Origin of the sequence: Streptomyces sp. NPDC127119 (genome assembly GCF_042677425.1) — a bacterium.
Taxonomy (GTDB): Bacteria; Actinomycetota; Actinomycetes; order Streptomycetales; family Streptomycetaceae; genus Streptomyces.
The window spans coordinates 134,021-151,236 of the sequence record NZ_JBHXTO010000007.1; the positions used below are offsets into that span (position 1 = coordinate 134,021).

The 17,216-nt window shown below is 71.3% G+C and carries 22 protein-coding genes; 10 read left to right on the plus strand and 12 right to left on the minus strand.

Going from position 1 to position 17,216, the window contains the following annotated elements:
* Window positions 1–464 precede the first annotated feature (464 nt).
* Complete coding sequence (locus tag ACFVH5_RS05945; RefSeq protein WP_385832352.1) at window positions 465–1,223, minus strand: class I SAM-dependent methyltransferase; 759 nt, start codon at window positions 1,221–1,223, stop codon at window positions 465–467.
* Window positions 1,224–1,321: 98 nt separating this feature from the next.
* Here ACFVH5_RS05945 and ACFVH5_RS05950 point away from each other — a divergent pair, with 98 nt between their 5' ends.
* Window positions 1,322–1,954 carry a CGNR zinc finger domain-containing protein gene (locus ACFVH5_RS05950; RefSeq protein ID WP_366781017.1) on the plus strand — a complete coding sequence of 211 codons (633 nt, stop codon included), beginning with the start codon at window positions 1,322–1,324 and terminating at the stop codon, window positions 1,952–1,954.
* Here the strand turns inward: ACFVH5_RS05950 and sodX are convergent.
* Entirely contained in the window at window positions 1,855–2,292 is a 438-nt protein-coding gene (sodX, locus tag ACFVH5_RS05955; RefSeq protein WP_385832354.1) for a nickel-type superoxide dismutase maturation protease, read from the minus strand. The two genes, ACFVH5_RS05950 and sodX, sit on opposite strands and share 100 nt — an antisense overlap.
* Before the next feature lie 144 nt (window positions 2,293–2,436).
* On the opposite strand from sodX, the gene sodN reads away from it, so the two are divergent.
* Together sodN and ACFVH5_RS05965 are read left to right on the plus strand one after the other, a co-directional pair.
* Window positions 2,437–2,832, plus strand: coding sequence for a superoxide dismutase, Ni (gene sodN / locus ACFVH5_RS05960; protein WP_005480378.1), 396 nt, complete (start codon window positions 2,437–2,439; stop codon window positions 2,830–2,832).
* A gap of 230 nt (window positions 2,833–3,062) precedes the next feature.
* Entirely contained in the window at window positions 3,063–3,416 is a 354-nt protein-coding gene (locus tag ACFVH5_RS05965; protein WP_385832358.1) for a hypothetical protein, read from the plus strand.
* A gap of 13 nt (window positions 3,417–3,429) precedes the next feature.
* Here ACFVH5_RS05965 and ACFVH5_RS05970 read toward each other — a convergent pair whose 3' ends face one another.
* The 5 genes from ACFVH5_RS05970 to ACFVH5_RS05990 form a co-directional block, all read right to left on the minus strand.
* The gene (locus ACFVH5_RS05970; protein ID WP_385832360.1) at window positions 3,430–3,759 is read right to left on the minus strand and encodes a MerR family transcriptional regulator; all 330 of its coding nucleotides are present in this window, start codon (window positions 3,757–3,759) and stop codon (window positions 3,430–3,432) included.
* Between the two features lie 168 nt (window positions 3,760–3,927).
* On the minus strand, window positions 3,928–4,458 hold the full coding sequence (locus ACFVH5_RS05975) for a hypothetical protein (protein ID WP_385832362.1): 531 nt from the start codon (window positions 4,456–4,458) through the stop codon (window positions 3,928–3,930).
* A gap of 173 nt (window positions 4,459–4,631) precedes the next feature.
* The gene (locus ACFVH5_RS05980) at window positions 4,632–5,018 is read right to left on the minus strand and encodes an STAS domain-containing protein (RefSeq protein WP_385832364.1); all 387 of its coding nucleotides are present in this window, start codon (window positions 5,016–5,018) and stop codon (window positions 4,632–4,634) included.
* Window positions 5,019–5,256: 238 nt separating this feature from the next.
* Window positions 5,257–5,985: a GAF domain-containing protein gene (locus ACFVH5_RS05985; protein ID WP_385832366.1), complete on the minus strand. Its 729-nt coding sequence runs from the start codon at window positions 5,983–5,985 to the stop codon at window positions 5,257–5,259.
* On the minus strand, window positions 5,982–6,830 hold the full coding sequence (locus ACFVH5_RS05990; protein WP_385832368.1) for a GAF and ANTAR domain-containing protein: 849 nt from the start codon (window positions 6,828–6,830) through the stop codon (window positions 5,982–5,984). The genes ACFVH5_RS05985 and ACFVH5_RS05990 overlap by 4 nt, the downstream gene beginning before the upstream one ends.
* 1,280 nt (window positions 6,831–8,110) lie before the next feature.
* Here ACFVH5_RS05990 and ACFVH5_RS05995 point away from each other — a divergent pair.
* From ACFVH5_RS05995 to ACFVH5_RS06015, 5 genes are all read left to right on the plus strand, one after another.
* A complete protein-coding gene (locus ACFVH5_RS05995) occupies window positions 8,111–8,308 on the plus strand; it encodes a hypothetical protein (RefSeq protein ID WP_385832370.1) in 198 nt (65 codons plus the stop codon).
* 435 nt (window positions 8,309–8,743) lie between these two features.
* Window positions 8,744–9,502, plus strand: a complete 759-nt coding sequence (locus tag ACFVH5_RS06000; protein WP_385832372.1) for a GAF and ANTAR domain-containing protein — start codon at window positions 8,744–8,746, stop codon at window positions 9,500–9,502.
* Between the two features lie 268 nt (window positions 9,503–9,770).
* Window positions 9,771–10,511: an ANTAR domain-containing protein gene (locus tag ACFVH5_RS06005; protein WP_385832374.1), complete on the plus strand. Its 741-nt coding sequence runs from the start codon at window positions 9,771–9,773 to the stop codon at window positions 10,509–10,511.
* 69 nt (window positions 10,512–10,580) lie between these two features.
* Window positions 10,581–10,997 (plus strand): helix-turn-helix transcriptional regulator, encoded by a 417-nt coding sequence (locus ACFVH5_RS06010; RefSeq protein ID WP_385832376.1) that lies wholly within the window; start codon window positions 10,581–10,583, stop codon window positions 10,995–10,997.
* Window positions 10,998–11,195: 198 nt separating this feature from the next.
* On the plus strand, window positions 11,196–11,606 hold the full coding sequence (locus tag ACFVH5_RS06015; protein WP_385832378.1) for a VOC family protein: 411 nt from the start codon (window positions 11,196–11,198) through the stop codon (window positions 11,604–11,606).
* Between the two features lie 39 nt (window positions 11,607–11,645).
* On the opposite strand, the gene ACFVH5_RS06020 is transcribed toward ACFVH5_RS06015, so the two are convergent.
* Window positions 11,646–11,864 carry a hypothetical protein gene (locus tag ACFVH5_RS06020; RefSeq protein WP_385832380.1) on the minus strand — a complete coding sequence of 73 codons (219 nt, stop codon included), beginning with the start codon at window positions 11,862–11,864 and terminating at the stop codon, window positions 11,646–11,648.
* A gap of 55 nt (window positions 11,865–11,919) precedes the next feature.
* Window positions 11,920–12,504, minus strand: a complete 585-nt coding sequence (locus ACFVH5_RS06025) for a dihydrofolate reductase family protein (protein ID WP_385832381.1) — start codon at window positions 12,502–12,504, stop codon at window positions 11,920–11,922.
* A gap of 119 nt (window positions 12,505–12,623) precedes the next feature.
* On the opposite strand from ACFVH5_RS06025, the gene ACFVH5_RS06030 reads away from it, so the two are divergent.
* Window positions 12,624–13,214, plus strand: coding sequence for a TetR/AcrR family transcriptional regulator (locus ACFVH5_RS06030; protein ID WP_385832382.1), 591 nt, complete (start codon window positions 12,624–12,626; stop codon window positions 13,212–13,214).
* A 103-nt stretch (window positions 13,215–13,317) separates the two neighbouring features.
* On the opposite strand, the gene ACFVH5_RS06035 is transcribed toward ACFVH5_RS06030, so the two are convergent.
* The 3 genes from ACFVH5_RS06035 to ACFVH5_RS06045 form a co-directional block, all read right to left on the minus strand.
* Window positions 13,318–13,806 (minus strand): GNAT family N-acetyltransferase, encoded by a 489-nt coding sequence (locus ACFVH5_RS06035; protein ID WP_385832383.1) that lies wholly within the window; start codon window positions 13,804–13,806, stop codon window positions 13,318–13,320.
* 220 nt (window positions 13,807–14,026) lie between these two features.
* Window positions 14,027–15,148 carry a family 2 encapsulin nanocompartment cargo protein polyprenyl transferase gene (locus ACFVH5_RS06040; protein ID WP_385832384.1) on the minus strand — a complete coding sequence of 374 codons (1,122 nt, stop codon included), beginning with the start codon at window positions 15,146–15,148 and terminating at the stop codon, window positions 14,027–14,029.
* 94 nt (window positions 15,149–15,242) lie between these two features.
* Window positions 15,243–16,649, minus strand: coding sequence for a family 2B encapsulin nanocompartment shell protein (locus ACFVH5_RS06045; protein ID WP_385832385.1), 1,407 nt, complete (start codon window positions 16,647–16,649; stop codon window positions 15,243–15,245).
* 236 nt (window positions 16,650–16,885) lie between these two features.
* On the opposite strand from ACFVH5_RS06045, the gene ACFVH5_RS06050 reads away from it, so the two are divergent.
* Window positions 16,886–17,119, plus strand: coding sequence for a hypothetical protein (locus ACFVH5_RS06050; RefSeq protein ID WP_149511585.1), 234 nt, complete (start codon window positions 16,886–16,888; stop codon window positions 17,117–17,119).
* Window positions 17,120–17,216: the final 97 nt, after the last annotated feature.

Sequence of the window (17,216 nt, forward strand, 5' to 3'; positions counted from 1 at the left end):
GCCCGAAGTATCTGTTCCTTAGGTCTATGGGGTGTTTTGGCCGCTGCGGGTTGGTGGGTTTGGGGTGGGGGGTGGTGGGGGTTTTCCAGAACCCCCCCTCCGCGTAGCGGCTACCGCCGGGTTGAGAGTGATCTGCGGGTCCGGTGGGGGCTGGTCGCGTACGGCTACCGCCGGGTTGACAGTCGTCTGCGGGTCCGGTGGGGGCTGGTCGCGCAGTTCCCCGCGCCCCTGAAAGGCGGGGCTGCGCCCCTGCCTTTCAGCCTGCCGACCGGCGTGTGCTTCTCAGCCTGTCCGGCGTTTGAGGACGAGGCCGTTCAGGCCGATGCCCACCCACCCCCGCAGCCCCACCCCCACCCAGCCCGTCCGGCGTTCGAGGACGAGTGCGTAGCGCGATCTGGGGGCGAGGGGCGCAGCCCCATGCAGTGACGGGGAGGGTAGGGGCGGCGGGGGCAGAGGGAAGTCGGTTACCGGACGGCCAGGACCAGCGCGTCGGACGGCGACCGCCACACCTCCCGTGCCTCCGCGAACCCCGCCGCCCGCAGGGCCCCCGCGTGCCACGAGGCAGAAGGCGTGTCCCCGTCCGCATGCTCCCCGTAGATCTCGAAGCGACGAGCCGTCGGCCCGGCGAGCACGGGGTCGGCCGCGGCCAGCGCCCACCACGACGCCCAGTCGAGAACACCGGCGGCCCTCGCCGCGTCCATCCGCGCATGCCGCTGCGCCCGGTCCGCCGCGTTGATCAGCGGGGTCGTCTCGTCGATCATGTGGTCCGCGTTCATGAACACGCCACCCTCCCGGACGACCCCGGCAACCTGCCCGTACAGCACCGCCAGCGGCTCACTGTGCAGCCAGTGCAGCGCGGTCGCGGTGAGGACGGCGTCGTACGACTCGTACGGCAGCAGCGAGACCCACTCGGGGTCCTTGAGGTCGGCCGTGACGAACGCGACCCGGTCGTCGCCCGCGAAAGTGCCCTCGGCGATGGTCAGGAGCGCCGGATCGAGATCGACGCCGGTACTGACCGCCTTCGGGAACCTTTCGAGGAGCCGGGCCGTGATACTTCCCGTACCGCACGCGAGGTCCAGGACCCGTGGTTCGGGGCCCACCAGAGCCTCGACCATGTCGAGCATGACCCGGAAGCGCTCCTCGCGGTCAGGGAGGTACCACTCCTGCTGCCGGTCCCAGCTCTCCTGCCACGCCTGCCAGTCGGACCCGAGGGTGGTCGTCATGTAAGCCCCTTTCGACTCCAGGATGTAATACCCTGGAAGCGCCATCAGCCATTACGTGCCCGCACCACGACCATAGAGCGCCCTCGTAAGGACTACAAGTGGAACTGGCCTATTACTCGGATTACGCCGTCCGTCTCGTCAACAGCGAGGAACCGGCCCGGGGCAAGGACACGCTCACGTCGGTCGAGGCCGTCCGTGACCTCTTCGGGGGCAACTCGTCGGCGGCCCGCCGCGCCAACGACTCGGACGTGACCCGCTTCCGCGGCGTACGGGCCCGGCTGCGCGCGGTCTTCGAGGCCGCCGACGGCGGCGACGAGACGCTCGCCGTGGACCTGCTGAACTCGCTGCTGCTGGAGTTCCCGGTCAGCCCGCAGATCTCGGGCCACGACTTCCGGGACGACGACGGCCGCCCGCTGTGGCACATGCACCTGGCGGACCACCCGTCGAACGCGACCGCCGGGTACGCCGCGATCGCCGCGATGGGCCTGGCCTTCCACCTCACCGAGTACGGCGTGGACCGCCTGGGCCTGTGCGAGGCACCGCCGTGCCGCAACGCCTACCTCGACACCTCGACGAACCGCTCCCGGCGCTACTGCTCGGACCGCTGCGCGACCCGGGCGAACGTCGCCGCCTACCGCGCCCGCAAGCGCCTGGAGGCGGAGGACCGGCCGGAGAGCACCGGCCGTGCGGCCGACCACACCCAGCGCGCGACCGCCAACGGCGAGCGCTGACCCTTCTCCGGCGGGCGGTAGCGGAACCGCACCTTCCCGAGGACGAGCTCCTCGGGCACGGTTCCGTAGTCCCTGCTGTCCCCGCCGGCGAACGCGTTGTCGCCGAGCACCCACCAGCCGCCCTCGCGCCGCTCGGCCGCCCGTTTCACGACCAGCAGGTCCTGCTGGAACGGATGACGCAGGACGACGACGTCACCGGGCCTGACCCTGGCCCCGTACTGCACGACGAGTTGATCCCCGTGCAGCAGCGTGGGCGCCATGGACGGCCCCGTCACCTCGGCGGCCCCGAACGGCAGGACGCCCCTCACGCGCTCGGTCTCCTGCGACAGCTCCGGCATCCCGGCACCTCCCCGGTCCTATCCTCCACGAGTCCCAGTCTGACCCTGGACTTTTGTCCTAAGCCCATGGGGGCACTCGCGAAAACCCGTCCCTCACGGAGTAATGTCCCACCTGAGAAGACGATCACGAGGAAGGACAGCTCAATGCTTTCCCGCCTGTTTGCCCCCAAGGTCAAGGTCAGCGCACACTGCGACCTGCCCTGTGGTGTGTACGACCCCGCCCAGGCCCGCATCGAGGCGGAGTCGGTGAAGGCCGTCCAGGACAAGATGGCCGCCAACGACGACCCGCACTTCCAGGCCCGCGCCACCGTCATCAAGGAGCAGCGCGCCGAGCTCGCCAAGCATCACGTGTCGGTGCTCTGGAGCGACTACTTCAAGCCCCCGCACTTCGAGAAGTACCCGGAGCTGCACCAGCTGGTCAACGACGCCCTCAAGGCCCTCTCGGCCGCGAAGGCCTCGACCGACCCGGCGACGGGCCAGAAGGCTCTCGACTACATCGCCCAGATCGACAAGATCTTCTGGGAGACCAAGAAGGCCTGACCTCGCGTCAAGCTCTCTGACCTGCGGTTGCTCAGACCGCAGCGCCTTCCCGACCGCACCCGGTCCGCAGGCCGCCGAACCCGGCGTCCGTCGTGGTCCGGGTGCGGTCGTTTTCTGTGTCCCGCGCATACAGGGAACCTCCCCATGGGAGGGAAAAGAAGTTGAGCTGATCGTTGTCAACCCCGCGGTCGGCGGAGTATAGAGAACGATGACGCGGGAGGGGTGAGGGCATGATCACCGAACTGGCTGTGGAGCGGGTCGAGTTCACCTGCGGCCAGTGCCAGGACCGCTGGACCGTCGACTACGACGTGCAGCGCTTCATGGACGGTTTCGGGCACGAGTGGGAGTACTTCTCCTGCGACAACCGCAGTGTGCCGTCGCCGTACACCGCCGCCGGCGCGCCCGCCTGCGTCCGCTGCGGCCACCGCTCGGCAGGCCGTCTCGCGGCTCGCCGCCCCGTGCCGCTGCCCGGCATGCCCGGCTCGCCCCGCAGCCCGGTCCCCGACGCCGGCGGCCACCGGCCGGAACGGCACAGCGCGCCCATGCTGTCGGCCGCCGCCGATCCCCAGGGCGCCACGCCCTGACGAACGGCGCCTGTCAGCCCCTCGCCACATGGCCGCAGTCGACGTGCCGTTCCTGCCGCAACTCGGCCAGGTCGGACTCCAGTTGGGCGACCCGGTGCCGGAGCGTCAGCACATGCCGTACGCCGGCCAGGGTGACGCCCTCCTCGATCAGGGCGAGCGCCTCGGTCACCTGGCCGATCTCCCTGCGGGTGTAGCGGCGCTGACCGCCGGCCGACCGGACGGGAACGATCACGCGCTGTTCGTCCAGCCTGCGCAGGAAGGCGAGCTGCACGCCGAGCATGTCGGCGACCTGGCCGATGGTGTAGAGCGCCGCGTTCTCGTCGTCGATCGGCAGGGTCGGCACGACCATCCCCCCGTTGAGGCCTTCAGAAATCCGGCCTGGCACAAACCTGCAAGCCAGTTTACAGATTTGATGGGCCGTGACTCATAGAAACGAGGAGGGTTTCAGCGGCGCACGGGCGGTCCCGGCAGCGCACGCCCGCGCGAGGGCCGGCACCGGCTCGGGCCGGACTCACGTCCGCGCGTGGTCCTGCGGCACGTGGCCCGGACCGCGCAGGGGGACCCGTCGGCCCACGAGCATGGGGTGGGTCATGGCCAGGAACCAGGTGTCGGCCCTGACGTCGAGCCCCCGGGCCTCGGCTATGCGCCGGCACTCGCGCACGTCGTCGAAGCCGACGATCCAGCGGGGCCGGGCGACGGCGGTGACGCTGTGCACCTCGCGCCGGGAGTCGGTCAGATCGTCGGTCTGCAGCGCGACGAGCCTGCGCGGGGAGATCACCTCGGACAGCGCACGGGCGACGGGGCTGTCCTCGGGCAGGAGCGCCACCGGTTCGCCGTCGAAGTGGACCAGTCCGACCAGTTCGATCCGGGGCAGACCACGGCGGGTGACGGCCAGTCGGGCTGCCGCGGTGCGGGCCAGGACCTCCCGGCACTCCTGCTCGGTCAGCCTGGTCCGATGGTCCTGCCCGGTCAGCCGGGTCCGGTGGTCCTGCTCGGTCGGCAGGGCCGGGTGCTCCGGCCCGCTCCGGTGACGTCCGTCCACGCTTCGACCCTCCGCCTGCGCCCGCGCACGCCCGCGGGGGCGCGCTCGGATCGCATCCGATGTGGGGGTGCCTGCCGGGGTCCTGGGCGGGTGCCCCCGGACCGGGTGATCCCGGCGCGGGAGCGCCTTCCCACTCTCGTACGGCGGAGGTGTCCCGGCAAGACGCTGTCCGGTCAGGCGGGCACACCGCTCCCGGAGGCCTTGTCGCAGGGTGATCTGGGTTCGTCGAGGAACGTGAAGGTGCGTTCGAGCCGGGAGAGACGCAGTACACGACGGACCTTGGCGGGGGTGCGGGCGAGTCGCAGTTCGACGCCGCACAGGCACGTCCGGTTCCTCAGGCGCACCAGCAGGCGCAGACCTCCGGCGTCGAGGAAGGTCACCGCGCCGAGGTCCACGACGACACCGGACAGGGCCCGGTCCCGGGGACGGTCGAGGAGTTCGGCCACCTGTGGGAACAGCTGCTGGTCGGCCCAGGCGTCCAGCTCACCGCGGGGCAGAAGTAACAGCGTGTCTCCCGCCGTCCGGTGGCGCAGGCCGAAGGTGACGTGATGGGTGCCCATGGCCCACCTCAGTGTTCTTTCCAGGAGTGACGGCAAACGCGAGAACGCGACTGGGGGGAGGCGCGGCGGACGCCACCAGGGTCTTGGGCGGCACCGAAGTGATACTCACCATCGTGCCCGGTCAAACAAGGTCGTACGCCGTACACGGGGTGGTTCTTGGTGGTACTTGCATGGATCGGGCGCCCCTGCGCACGCCGTGGCACAGGGGGCGTACGCGACGGCTCGTACAGGCCCGGGGTCACCCCAGGGCGGCGAGCACCACGGCAGGTTCGAGGGTACGGCGGACCAGCGCCTGGGCGGTCGCGGTGAGCCGGTTGCCGTTGAGGCCGCTGTAGGCGAGCAGGGCCTCCATCGCCCGTGCGGGTTCGAGCCGCCCGTGCTCGGCCAGCATGCCCTGCGCCATCTCGACGGTGGCCTTGGCGGCGACGGCCGCCTGGACATGGGTGAGGATGTCCATGGGCCTGGCGGGGTCCGGGCTCCAGTGGACCAGCGCCACGGCGGCCACGTCCGCGAGCGCCTGGGCGAGGCGCAGATCGCCCGGCAGGAGACCGGCCGGCGCGGTGAGCAGGAGGCTCACGGAACCGATGGTCTGGTGGTTGACCCGCAGCGGCAGCGCGTGCGCGGCGCCGTAACCGGCTTCCTGGGCCTGGGCCGTGAACCGCGGCCACCGGCCGTCGAGGTCGTCGAGATGGGTGGCGTCCACCGGCAGCCGGGTCCGGTAGCAGTCCCGGCCGGGGCCTTCCCTGGTCTGGGTCTGGACGAGTTCGGGCGACGCGGCGTGGGCGGAGACCGACATCGTACGAAGGTCGCCGCGGACCGTGGCCATCATGACGCTGACCGTGTCGGCACCCACGATGCCGACGCAGTGCCCGGCCAGGCGGTCCAGCAGGACCACCGGGTCGAACCCGTCGGCGAGGGTGTCCGCCAGCCCGACGAACGCCTCGGCGAGCTGCTCTTCACGGGTCATGACCGGTCACCGTCTCCTTCGTCGCCGAGCCGACCGCGGCCCTTCTGCTGATTGTCGTCCGCTTCCGGCTGGAAACGCAGCGTTCGGGCCAGAATCTCCTGTGCCACCTCGGTGACCGTCCGCCCTTCTGAGAAGGCGTGCGCCCGCAACCGGTCCAGTGCCTGCTCGGGATCGACCCCGATTTGGACCATGACCATGCCAACTGCCTGGTGAACCTCGACGTGGTCGGCTTCCGCGGCGTCCACCCATGACGCTACTCCTGCTTCGTCCCCCGAGACGAAGCCGTCGGAGGCTGCTTCGAGATTCAGTACGGCGAACGTGACCGCGTCCCGTGCCAGCAGCGCGATCCGCAGGTCGCGCGGGGACAGGGCGCCGGCGGTGTCCCGGTAGAGGTCGAGGGTGCCGATCGCGAGCGCGCCGGCACCCAGGGGCAGCGAGAAGACCGCCCGCACACCCAGTTCGACGGCCTGATGGGCGAAGACCGGCCAGCGACGGGCGTCAGGACCCTGGGTGAGGTCCGGCGCGAGCACCGGGGCGGCCCGGTCGAGGGCGGTCTGACAGGGTCCGTCGCCCAGCGTGTACTGCGCCTCGGCGAGGCGCGCGGCCGTTTCGTCACTGGCGCACCACAGCGCCCGTGCGGTGCGGCTGCCGGTGATCGAGATGGACGCGCCGGTGACGGGCAGCAGGTCCACGCAGGCCGCGCACAGCAGCTCGGGCACCCGCCGCACTTCGCTGGACGAGGTCAAGGAGGTGAAGGCCTCGGTGACCCGGCGACGGTCCTCCACGTCGGACGGCTGTATGCGGTCGGGCATCTCGTTGTCGCCGCCGCGGTTCTCGTGCCGCATCCGCTTCACCTCCGCCCGGTCGCACGGCCAGCAGCATGATCCGCCAAGTATCGCCCACGCCGACAGCCCCGGAGGGCAACCACCCGCCCGTCGCACCCTGTCCCGCCACGACACTCGTGCCCCCAGTCTCGTCCTCCTGCCCGCTTCGGGCCCGCACCGGTTCGGACTCTTGGCGGTTCGGAGGCACATCGGCAAGGACTCGCAGCGTTTCAGCCACGGTGCCCCTCTGTCCGTGCCGCGTGCGGGTCCTGCGGGCTGCCGACTCGCGTCGTCCCGCCGCCCCGGTGTGCCTTCCGTGAGTGGCCGGTCACCCTCTGTTCCGCGCCGCCCGCCCGGCTTAGGGTGACCGGAGCCCAGGACCCCGGCGAAGCACCGCGTACATCCGCGCCCCATGAGAAGACCGAGGTGAGGGCCGTGCCAAGGGGGTCGCGCGCCCAGGGGCACCGGCACGCGGCGACCGGCTTCGCCGTGCGGCCCGCACCCCTCCGCCGTACGCCGTCGGGCCGCCGCCCCGCGCCCGCCGCGTACGCCCGTCATCACACGGGTCGGTCGAGCACCGCCTTTCCCGGAAGCACTCCCCTCCCCGCCCCGGCACACGTCCCGGCCTCCCGTGCCACCTCGGCAAGGACCGCTCGAACACTCCGCCCCTATCACGCGCACGGGCGCGAACACGTCTGCGCCGGCAGCGTTCCACACCAGTTTTCCTACGCCGAAGAAGGAGCGATCCGATCCCATGAGAATCCTGGTCGGCTACGCCAGGGTGCACGGATCGACCCGGACTCCCGCCGACATGCGCACGGCCGGACCGGCCGAGGGCGGTCGCACGGCGGCCGTCGCGTACCTCCGTCCGATACAGATGGCGTTCGAGCCCGGCTCCTTCGACCTCGGTGGCGCACCTCGCCGCGATGCCCGGCCGCCACAAGCGGCGGACTTCGTGCACCGTTGTCGCGACACCCCGTGCACGTGCTCGCAGCAGCTGTTCGGCGTGGGCGTGCCGCCCGCGGTGCGACACCGGTCGCGGCGGCACGGCACGGAGCCGCCTCGACCGCCCGCACCCCGGTCGGCGTTCCGGTTCCGGGGGCCTCGCGGGCGGCCCGGCGCCTTCCCCCGCGATTACCTTCCGGCCCGGAGACCTCCGGCGCGCGGAGCGCCCGGCGGCCGGTACGGCGACCGTCGCGGCCGGACGGCCGTCGGCGTCCGGGCCGGGCGGATCGGGCTGGAGTCGACCCAGGTCGACCGGGTCGGGCAGGGGCGGACGACGGCCGGGCGGGAGGCACCCGTTGGCGACTGACGAACCGGGATTCCCGCCCACGGACCGACTGTGGGAGGCGTTCGTGGCGGAGCTGTCCCGTGGGCTGCGCGCCGACGCGTCCAGGAATCACGGCACGCCGCGGGACGGGGCCCGCAGCGCCCCCGATCAGCGGGACGGGGGCCGGCGCACTCCGCGGGACGGCGACGAAAAGAAGAAGAAGTCGTGAACCCGGGCCAACGTGCCCAGGAAGGGACGGCCGCGGCACGGCCGGTCATGCACAGCTCCGCATGACGGGCCATCAGTTCACCCTCGGACGGGCCCCGTTCACACGCCGCCCGGACGTCCGTCCCGGAACACCCGTACAACCGGTTCCGAACAGCGAGGTCCTGGTACCGGCGGGCCGACTCGGCCACCCTTTCCGTATACGTCCTTGCGCTTCCGCGGCGCGAGAGGGTCAACGGCGCGTAAAGCTTTGGGCTCCCGAGGGGCCGCGGGCCGGAAGATACCACCATCACGGACTCACCGTAGTCGCCCAATGGCGCCATGTGCTTGGCTGTCGTGTGGAACGAACAACACCCCTCCCGATCCGGCAACCACGCCCGGACACCCGGGGGCGTCCGTTCCGGCTCGGCAGCCCCACCCAGCCGTCAGGAACCAAGAGATGAGTATCGAACCTCTCGACACCACCCGATCGCAGGAACTGGCCGCGCAGCTGCTCACCCTGGTCGACGCGCCGGCCCGGGGTGAGAGCGAGGAACATCTCCTGCGACGGCTTGCGCGGGTCACGGCCCCCCTGCCCGGTGTCGAGGCGGCCGCCTGCAGTCTGATCGGTCCGGAGGGCACTCCCTGGCGCATGGCGGCGTCGGACCAACGCACTCGCCGGCTGGAGTGCCTCCAGGCCGAGTCGCAGACGGGGCCCTGCCTGGACATCGCACGGGGCAAGGGGCCCCTGGCCGACGTTCCGATGTCCCACCCGCACAGCCGGACCCGCTGGCCCCGCTTCACCAGCCGCGCCCTGTCCGAGGGCTTCACCGCCGTCACGGCCCTGCCCCTGACCCATCAGGACCGCACGCTGGGCGCGCTCGCTCTCTACCACCAGCACGGCCGACTGGGACCGGCGGGCATCCGGTGGGCCCGGCTCCTCGCCGACGCGACGGCCGTCGGCCTGGCCCATCGCGATGTGCTGCGCGACGCGCTCGTCCGCGGCGATCAGCTGCAGGGTGCCCTGGACAGTCGCGTCGTCATTGAGCAGGCCAAGGGCATCCTCGCCGAACGCCTCGACTGCGACCTCCAGGAAGCGTTCGACCAGTTGCGCGGCCACGCCCGCGCAAAGCGGATGAAGCTCCTCGACCTGGCCGCGCTGATCGTCGCCGACCCGTCCGACACCTCGCCGTTCCCGCGTCGGCACCAGGCTCCCTGACGACCGTCGGGCCGGTCGCGGCCTGCGAAGTGGCGGTCCCGCTCCGGTCGATCGGCGTGCGGCAGGAGTCACCGAACGGGCCCGATTCGTCGCGTGATTGCCATCGAACCAGGACCGCCGTCGTCGTAGGCTTGGAGCCGCCCGCCGACCGGGCGCCGGAGCCGAACAGGGCCGACCGAACGAGACGGTGCACGTCACCGCGCGTCAGCGTGACCCGGAAGGACGCACCCGCAGAAAGAGGCACGACAGAGAAAGGGGAGGAAGCCGGATGCCCGAGCAGCCGCGCGAGGAGCGGTTGGCCGCCGCTTTCGTGGAGCTCGCCACCACCCTGGCGGGCGACTTCGACGACATTCACTTCCTGCGCACCCTGTCCGAGCGCTGCGTCGATCTGCTGGACATCGCAGCCGCGGGGGTCGCCCTGGCCGCGCCCCGAGACGGCCGGGCGGAGGTCACCGGATCCGACGCCCGTATCCGCAGCCTGGAACGGAACGGCGTCGACTGGGGCGAGGGCCCGTGCCAGGACTGTCTGCGCACCGGAAACCCCGTCGAGGGGATCGCCCTCGACCACCCGGACACGCGTGCGGCCTGGCCCCGGTTCACCCGCAGGGCCCGCCGGCTGGGATTCCACTCGGTCGCCGCGACACCGCTGCGCGTACGCGACGAGGTGGTCGGCGCCCTCAGCCTCTTCCTGGACGGACCCGGTACACCGGACCCCGGGCAGCTCAGGCTGGGCCGCGCCCTCGCCGACTTCGCCGCCATCCCGATACTCCAGCAGCGGGAACTGCGCCGGCAGATGCGGCTCACCGAGCAGTTGGAGACCGCGCTGGAGTCCCGCATCCTCGTCGAGCAGGCCAAGGGCGCACTCGCCCAGCAGCGCCGCATCACCGTGGACGTGGCCTTCGCGCTGCTGCGCGACCACGCCCGCTCGCACCGGCGCCGGATCTCGGAAGTGGCCCGCGAGGTCCTGGACGGCACCGGCGAACTCTCACTCTCCGAGCCCGCCGACTGATCTCCCGCCCAGTGATCCCCCGCCGACTGATCCAGGGGCGCTGTCAGTGGGCCGTGGGAAGCTGAGGGCATGACCACCGAGGACTTGGTCCGGCTGCGCAAGGCACGCGACCGCATGGACCGTGAGTACGCGGAGCCGCTGGACGTGCCCATGCTCGCGCGCACCGCGCTGATGTCCCCGGGCCACTTCCAGCGCAGCTTCCGCGCCGCCTTCGGCGAGACGCCGTACGGCTATCTCATGACGCGCCGCATCGAGCGCGCGAAGGCGCTGCTGAGACGCGGCGACCTGAGCGTCACGGAGGTCTGCTTCGCGGTGGGATGCACATCGCTCGGTTCGTTCAGTTCCCGCTTCACGGAGCTGGTCGGAGAGACACCGAGCGCGTACCGGGCACGGTCGCACGAGCCGGGCGCCGCGATCCCGGCCTGCGTGGCGAAGACGTACACACGACCGGTGCGCCGGGCGGCCAAGCCTTTAGGGCCTGTCTGACCATTCCCGTCGTCGCCCGCAGGGCGGCCGGGCGGCGTCAGGCGCGTGCTCTGGGGGTCCCCCCGGCCGGAGGCTGGGGGAGTGCCGGGCACAGAGCCTCGGACTGGACGTACTTGGCTCTGTGCCCGGTGCGGCGAGAGGGCGTGCATGGCGTCGCCAGGCAGACGGGAATTGTCAGACAAGCCCTACCGTGAGGCCATGGATCTCAAAATCGCGCAGTGTTTCATCTCCGTCGACGACCATGACCGGGCGCTCGCCTTCTACCGTGACGTGCTGGGCCTGGAGGTCCGTAACGACGTCGGGTTCGAGGGCATGCGCTGGGTGACCGTCGGCCCGCCGCTCCAGCCGGACGTGGAGATCGTCCTGGAGCCGCCTCTGGCCGATCCGAACGCACCGGCGGCGGACCGGCAGGCGGTGGCCGAACTGCTGGCCAAGGGGCTGCTCCGCGGTGTCATCTTCACCACGGAGAACTGCGACGCGACGTACGAACGGCTGCTCGCCGCGGAGGCCGACATCATCCAGGAACCGATGGACCAGCCGTACGGAGTCCGGGACTGCGCGGTCCGCGACCCCGCGGGCAATCTGCTGCGCTTCACCCAGCGCAAGTGACGGGAGCGGCCACGGACGGACGGTGCCGGTTGCCGCCGGTCAGGACTCCCGCTCCGCGCCGGGGCGGGGCTCCTCGGGCGGCGGGCCCGGCTCGGTCATGAGCACGGACTCCTCCCCCGCCTCGTAGCTCGCGCAGCGGGGGTTGTGGCAGGGGCCTGGACCCCACACGGGCACGAAGACGCCCAGGGTCTTGTGCCGACGCACGACCGTGTCGACGGACTGCTCGCAGACCGGACAGAGGGACTCATCGCTGGCCATGCCTCCAGAATATTGCGGGAGGGGTCGGCCCGACAGCCGGACGACAAGCCCGGAATCAGCGCTTCCTGCTGTACGTCCGCACGACCGCCCCGTTCTTGAACGTACGCACCTCGCCGAGCGTGAACTCGCTGATCGCGAACCCGGAGCCGAACATCGGCATGCCGGTGCCCAGCACGATGGGGTACGTCTTGACGACCAGCTCGTCGATCTCGTCCAGCAGCTCGCCCGCGATCTGCGCACCACCGCACAGATAGATGCCGAAGTCGCCGTCCTCCGCCTTGAGTTCACGGACCGTGCCGACCAGGTCGCCGGCGACGATCTCGACGTTCGGGTCGGGCGACTCCTTGAGCGTGCGCGAGGCGACGTACTCGCGCAGATGGGCATACGGGCTGGTGACGTCGATCTGCAGCGCCAGGTCGTAGCTGGCGCGGCCCTGTACGACCGTGTCGTACTTCTGGTTCGCCAGGTCGTCGATGCCCAGCGCGCGGCGGCCGTGGGTGGGCAGCGTCTCCGGATACTCGGTCTTGAGGAACTCGAAGAACTCCTCGTCCACGAACGGGATCATCATCGAGCCGTCGCCGCCCGGATCGCCGATGAAGCCGTCGATGGAGCAGGCGATGAAATACGTGAGCTTTCGCAAGCCGGTCTCTTTCCGTAGGCTGACTGAACCACTCCATTCATAGTGCTTCACTTGTAGTGGTTGCAAGGCGATTACCGACGGCTTCCCGTACGGGATCCAAGAGGGAGAGGGGATTCCGGATGGTGCGCAACCCGCAGCGCCGAGCCACGCTGGTCGACTCCGGGGTGGAGGTCCTGGCACGCGAGGGGGCCCGTGGGCTGACCTTCCGCGCGGTGGACGCCGAGGCCGGGGTGCCGGTGGGGACCGCATCCAACTACTTCACCGGCCGCGACGACCTGCTCCGGCAGATCGACGCCCGGCTGCACGAGCGGCTGGCCCCGGACCCGGAGGTCCTGGCCGGGCTTCTCAAGGCCCCGCGGGACCGCGCGTTGATCACGGCCTTCATGCACGACCTCATGGCCCGCGCCCAACGCGACCGCACGGGCTACCTGGGTCTCCTGGAGATGCGCCTGGAGGCCACGCGCCGCCCCGAACTACGGGCCTCGTACACGAAGACCATCCGCGGCGACCTTGAGTACGGCATGGAGTTCCATCGCACCGCGGGCCTCCCGGGCGGCGACGAGACCGTGACGATCCTGTACGTCGCCATGCTCGGCCTGATCCTCGAACACCTGACCCTGCCGGGGGTACTGGACGGCGTCCTACCGGGCGTGAGCGTCCCGGACGGCCTGGTGGAACGCATCGTCAACACGATCGTCCCCCACTCCTAGGGGCGCGGGGAGGGTGCCTTCGCACGGCGCCGAGGCAGGCGCCTCTGAGGGGCGCGGGGAACTGCGCGACCCGCCCCCACGGCGCCGCACCCGAAGAACCGCCCTAGGCCGTGCCCGCAGACCCCCCCAGCGGCAAGCGCACCGGTTCGCGCCACATCGGCCACACCCCCGGCCCCGCGGGCAACGCGACCGCCCGCCCCGCGAGGGCGAACCCCAGCCGCTCGTACAGCCCCCGGCTCCGCTCCGCGCTCGCCTCCAGAGACGCCGCCGGCCCCTCCCCCTGCCGCCCCGGCCGGACGCCGATCATCCACAGATGCTCGTGGGCAGCGCCCGCCGGATGCACCTCGGCGGTCAACCGGGCGATCAGCTCGACCCGTTCGTTGCCGGGATCGACGGTCTCCCGCAACTGGGCCGGCCCCTCCTCGTCCTCCTCCTGCGGCCCCGCCGGTATCGACAGCCACAGTGCGCAGGCCGAGCCGTCCCCCGCGACGTCCGCATATCCCGCGTCGAGCGTGATGTCGAAGAAGGCCCCCATCAGCAGCGGATGCCTGCGCCGCCGGTGGTCCGCGTCGGGAAAGACCCAACCGCTCACCGGGTCGCCTTGGAAGGCCTCGTCCAGGAGCCCCGCCCCTTTGACTCAACGGCCGCCGCTCATTCGGCCGTTGGAGCCCAGGCGATCACCCGGGCGAGGGGTGGCGGGTCCCGCGCACCGTGGGGATGCGCGGGGCCCGCCGAAACCGGAACCCCTCCGCCCCGCCGCGCCGTCAGGTGCCGCACGCGACAGAGAAGTCCGGCGTCTCAGACGGCCCTCCTCATGAGGTCCGCCGGGTCACGAACTCCGCCAGCGACAGCAGGCCTTCCGCCGCCTCCGGGTCCGGGACAGCACGGGAGAGATGGCCCAGGGCCCGCGCCATCCGGTCGGCCGCCTGGATCTGGGCCCAGTCGCGACCGCCCGCCCGCTCGACGGCGAGGACCGTGCGCTCCAGATCGCCGTCCCGGTAGGGAGCCCGGTACAGCTCGGCGAGTTCGGCCGCGGCCGGTGTGCCGGAGGCGAGCGCCGCGACCACCGGCAGGGACTTCTTGCGGGCCATGAGGTCCGCCCCGGCCGGCTTGCCGGTGCGCCCCGGGTCCCCCCAAATACCGATCACGTCGTCGATGAGCTGGAAGGCGAGCCCGGCCTCCCGGCCGAACGCGTCCAGCGCCGCGACATCCGCGTCGTCCGCGCCCGCGTACAGCGCCCCCAGCGCGCACGCGCACCCCAGGAGCGCACCGGTCTTGGCCTCGGCCATGGCCAGCACCTCGTCGAGCGTGATGTCGTGGGGACCACGACGCTCCATCGCGGTGTCGGCCTGCTGTCCTGCGCACAGCTCGACGACACAGCCGGCGAGCCGCGAAGCCGCCGCCCCGGACGCCGGATGCGGGTCCTCGGCGAGCAGCCGGTGCGCCAGTGCCTGCAAGGAGTCCCCGGCGAGAACCGCGTCGGCGTCACCGAACACGGCCCAGGCGGTGGGCCGGTGCCTGCGGGTGGTGTCCCGGTCCATCACGTCGTCGTGCAGCAGCGTGAAGTTGTGGACCAACTCCACCGCGGCGGCGGCCCGGACGGCGTTCGTCCGGTGCCCGCCGAGCGCTCCGGTCGCGGCCAGTACGAGCGCGGGCCGGATGGCCTTGCCCGCGTTCCCCGCCGCCGGAGTGCCGTCCGCGTGCTCCCAACCGAAGTGGTAGAGAGCGACCCGGCGCAACGGGCCGGGCAGTGACTCGACGGCCCGGCGCAGTTCCGGTTCGACCGAGACCCGGGCCCTGTCGAGAATGGCGGACGCCTCCTGTACGTCGGGCGAGCCGTACGGCCCGGCGGGCGCCGGCCCCTGCTCGGGGACGGCTCCCGCAACCGCGGACGTCCGTGCCTGCGTGCGCGTCTCCGTCATGAACTCACCCATGGGTCCGCCTCCCGGGACGCGCGGACGTACCCCTGGGGTCTACCCGGTCCGGCGGACGGGGACACGGCATGCGGTGCGCCGGAGGTCCCGGAGGTCACCGCCAACGGCCGATCTCGACGTTCTCCAGGACGCCGAGCGCGTCGGGCACCAGGACCGCGGCCGAGTAGTACGTCGTCACCAGGTACGACATGATCGCCTGCTCGCTGATGCCCATGAACCGCACGGACAGGCTCGGCTCGATCTCGTCCGGGATGCCCGCCTGCTGGAGTCCGACGACCCCCTGCTCCGCCTCGCCCGTACGCATGGCGATGATCGACGTCGTCCTGGCCTCGGTCACCGGGATCTTGTTGCACGGGTAGATCGGCACCCCGCGCCAGGTGGGGATGCGGTTGCCCGCCACCTCCAGGGTCTCCGGGACGAGGCCCCGCTTGTTGAGCTCGCGGCCGAACGCGGCGATCGCCCGGGGGTGGGCGAGCAGCATCTTGGTGCCGCGCCGCCTGGTGAGCAGTTCGTCCAGGTCGTCGGGGCTCGGTACGCCGTCGTGCGGCTGGAGCCGCTGGTCGTACTCGCAGTTGTTGAGCAGCCCGAACTCGCGGTTGTTGATGAGCTCGTGCTCCTGGCGCTCCTTCAGCGCCTCCACCGTGAGCCGCAACTGCTGCTCGGTCTGGTTCATCGGCTGGTTGTAGAGGTCGGCCACGCGGGTGTGGATGCGCAGCACGGTCTGGGCGACGCTGAGTTCATACTCCCGTGGCGCCGCGTCGTAGTCGACGAACGTCCCGGGGATGGCGGGCTCCCCCGTGTGGCCGGCCGCGAGGTCGATCTCCTTCTCGCCGTACGTGTTGGCGCGCTGGTGCGGGATCGCCCGCAGCTGCGCGAGGTGCTCGCGCAGGGACTCGGAGCGCTCCGCGATCGTGTCGAAGTGCGTGCGGGACAGTGCGAGGACCGTGCACGCGGTGGTCGCGCGGGCCGTGTACTCCCAGATGGCGTCCGGGTCGAGGATCGCCTGGTCGCCGAAGTAGGCGCCGTCCGCGAGCGTGCCCAGCTCCGCGTCGTCCCCGTACGGACCCGTGCCGATCTTCTCGACCCTGCCGTGCGCCAGCAGGAACACCTCGTCGGCCGGGCTGCCGAAGGAGGCGAGCACGCCGCCCGGCTCGAACTCCCGCTGTTCGCAGCGCGCGGCCAGCTCGGCGAGCACCTCCTGGTCCTCGTAGGTGCGCAGCGCCGGCAGTTCGCCGAGCTCCGCCGGGATGACCTGCACGCGGTCACCCGTCTTGACAAAGGTGACGCGGCCGTCTCCCACGGAGTAGCTGAGCCTGCGGTTCACCCTGTACGTGCCGCCCTGCACGTTCACCCACGGCAGCATGCGCAGCAGCCAGCGTGAGCTGATCTCCTGCATCTGCGGTGCGGACTTGGTGGTCGTGGCCAGGTTCCGCGCCGCGGATGTGCCGAGACTCTTCTGCGGCTGATCCTGGTCCGCGCGGATCTCTTCGCCTACCGACATGAAAATGTCCTCCCCATCGTGCAATGAGCTGCGGCGCCCACACTTCCATCACGGACCGTGCTGGTGCTATTACACGAAAGAGCGGGAATGGATCTTCGCGAAGCGGGGCATACTGCGGGCGCCCTGTTCGGGCCGGGCTGCCCGGACCGGCGGGTCCCCGGGCCGTTCCGACCGGGAACTCCAAGATCGGACGGCCCGTTGAACAGGCACGACGCACGACGACGGAGGAGACGGCCATGGCAGGCTTCCTGGACCGCGCGAAAGAACAAGCACAGCGCGGCCTCACACAGGGCAAGCAGAAGATCGACGAGGTCCAGGCGCAGCGGACCGGCGGCGATCTGCTGAAGACCCTCGGCGCGGCCTACCTCGCGGAGCGGCGCGGCAGCGGCTCCCCGCAGGCCACGCAGCAGGCGCTCCAGGCGGTGGAGAGCCACATCGCGACGCACGGGGACGGCTTCCTGCGCGCCTAGGCCCTGTCGTCAAATTCCCGCCTGCCGGCCGACGCCTGGCACGCACTCTCGCTGCACCGGGCGAAAGCCCAAGTACGTCCAGTACGAGGCCTTCCGC

Coding starts and splice junctions, on each gene's coding strand:
- sodN (WP_005480378.1), top strand. CDS start 2,437: ATGCTTTCCCGCCTGTTTGCCCCCAAGGTCAAGGTCAGCGCACACTGC.
- ACFVH5_RS06010 (WP_385832376.1), top strand. CDS start 10,581: ATGACCACCGAGGACTTGGTCCGGCTGCGCAAGGCACGCGACCGCATG.
- ACFVH5_RS06050 (WP_149511585.1), top strand. CDS start 16,886: ATGGCAGGCTTCCTGGACCGCGCGAAAGAACAAGCACAGCGCGGCCTC.
- ACFVH5_RS06015 (WP_385832378.1), top strand. CDS start 11,196: ATGGATCTCAAAATCGCGCAGTGTTTCATCTCCGTCGACGACCATGAC.
- sodX (WP_385832354.1), bottom strand. CDS start 2,292: ATGCCGGAGCTGTCGCAGGAGACCGAGCGCGTGAGGGGCGTCCTGCCG.
- ACFVH5_RS05980 (WP_385832364.1), bottom strand. CDS start 5,018: ATGGGCACCCATCACGTCACCTTCGGCCTGCGCCACCGGACGGCGGGA.
- ACFVH5_RS05990 (WP_385832368.1), bottom strand. CDS start 6,830: ATGCGGCACGAGAACCGCGGCGGCGACAACGAGATGCCCGACCGCATA.
- ACFVH5_RS06040 (WP_385832384.1), bottom strand. CDS start 15,148: ATGGGTGAGTTCATGACGGAGACGCGCACGCAGGCACGGACGTCCGCG.
- ACFVH5_RS06030 (WP_385832382.1), top strand. CDS start 12,624: ATGGTGCGCAACCCGCAGCGCCGAGCCACGCTGGTCGACTCCGGGGTG.
- ACFVH5_RS06005 (WP_385832374.1), top strand. CDS start 9,771: ATGCCCGAGCAGCCGCGCGAGGAGCGGTTGGCCGCCGCTTTCGTGGAG.
- ACFVH5_RS06020 (WP_385832380.1), bottom strand. CDS start 11,864: ATGGCCAGCGATGAGTCCCTCTGTCCGGTCTGCGAGCAGTCCGTCGAC.
- ACFVH5_RS05965 (WP_385832358.1), top strand. CDS start 3,063: ATGATCACCGAACTGGCTGTGGAGCGGGTCGAGTTCACCTGCGGCCAG.
- ACFVH5_RS06045 (WP_385832385.1), bottom strand. CDS start 16,649: ATGTCGGTAGGCGAAGAGATCCGCGCGGACCAGGATCAGCCGCAGAAG.
- ACFVH5_RS05985 (WP_385832366.1), bottom strand. CDS start 5,985: ATGACCCGTGAAGAGCAGCTCGCCGAGGCGTTCGTCGGGCTGGCGGAC.
- ACFVH5_RS05945 (WP_385832352.1), bottom strand. CDS start 1,223: ATGACGACCACCCTCGGGTCCGACTGGCAGGCGTGGCAGGAGAGCTGG.
- ACFVH5_RS06000 (WP_385832372.1), top strand. CDS start 8,744: ATGAGTATCGAACCTCTCGACACCACCCGATCGCAGGAACTGGCCGCG.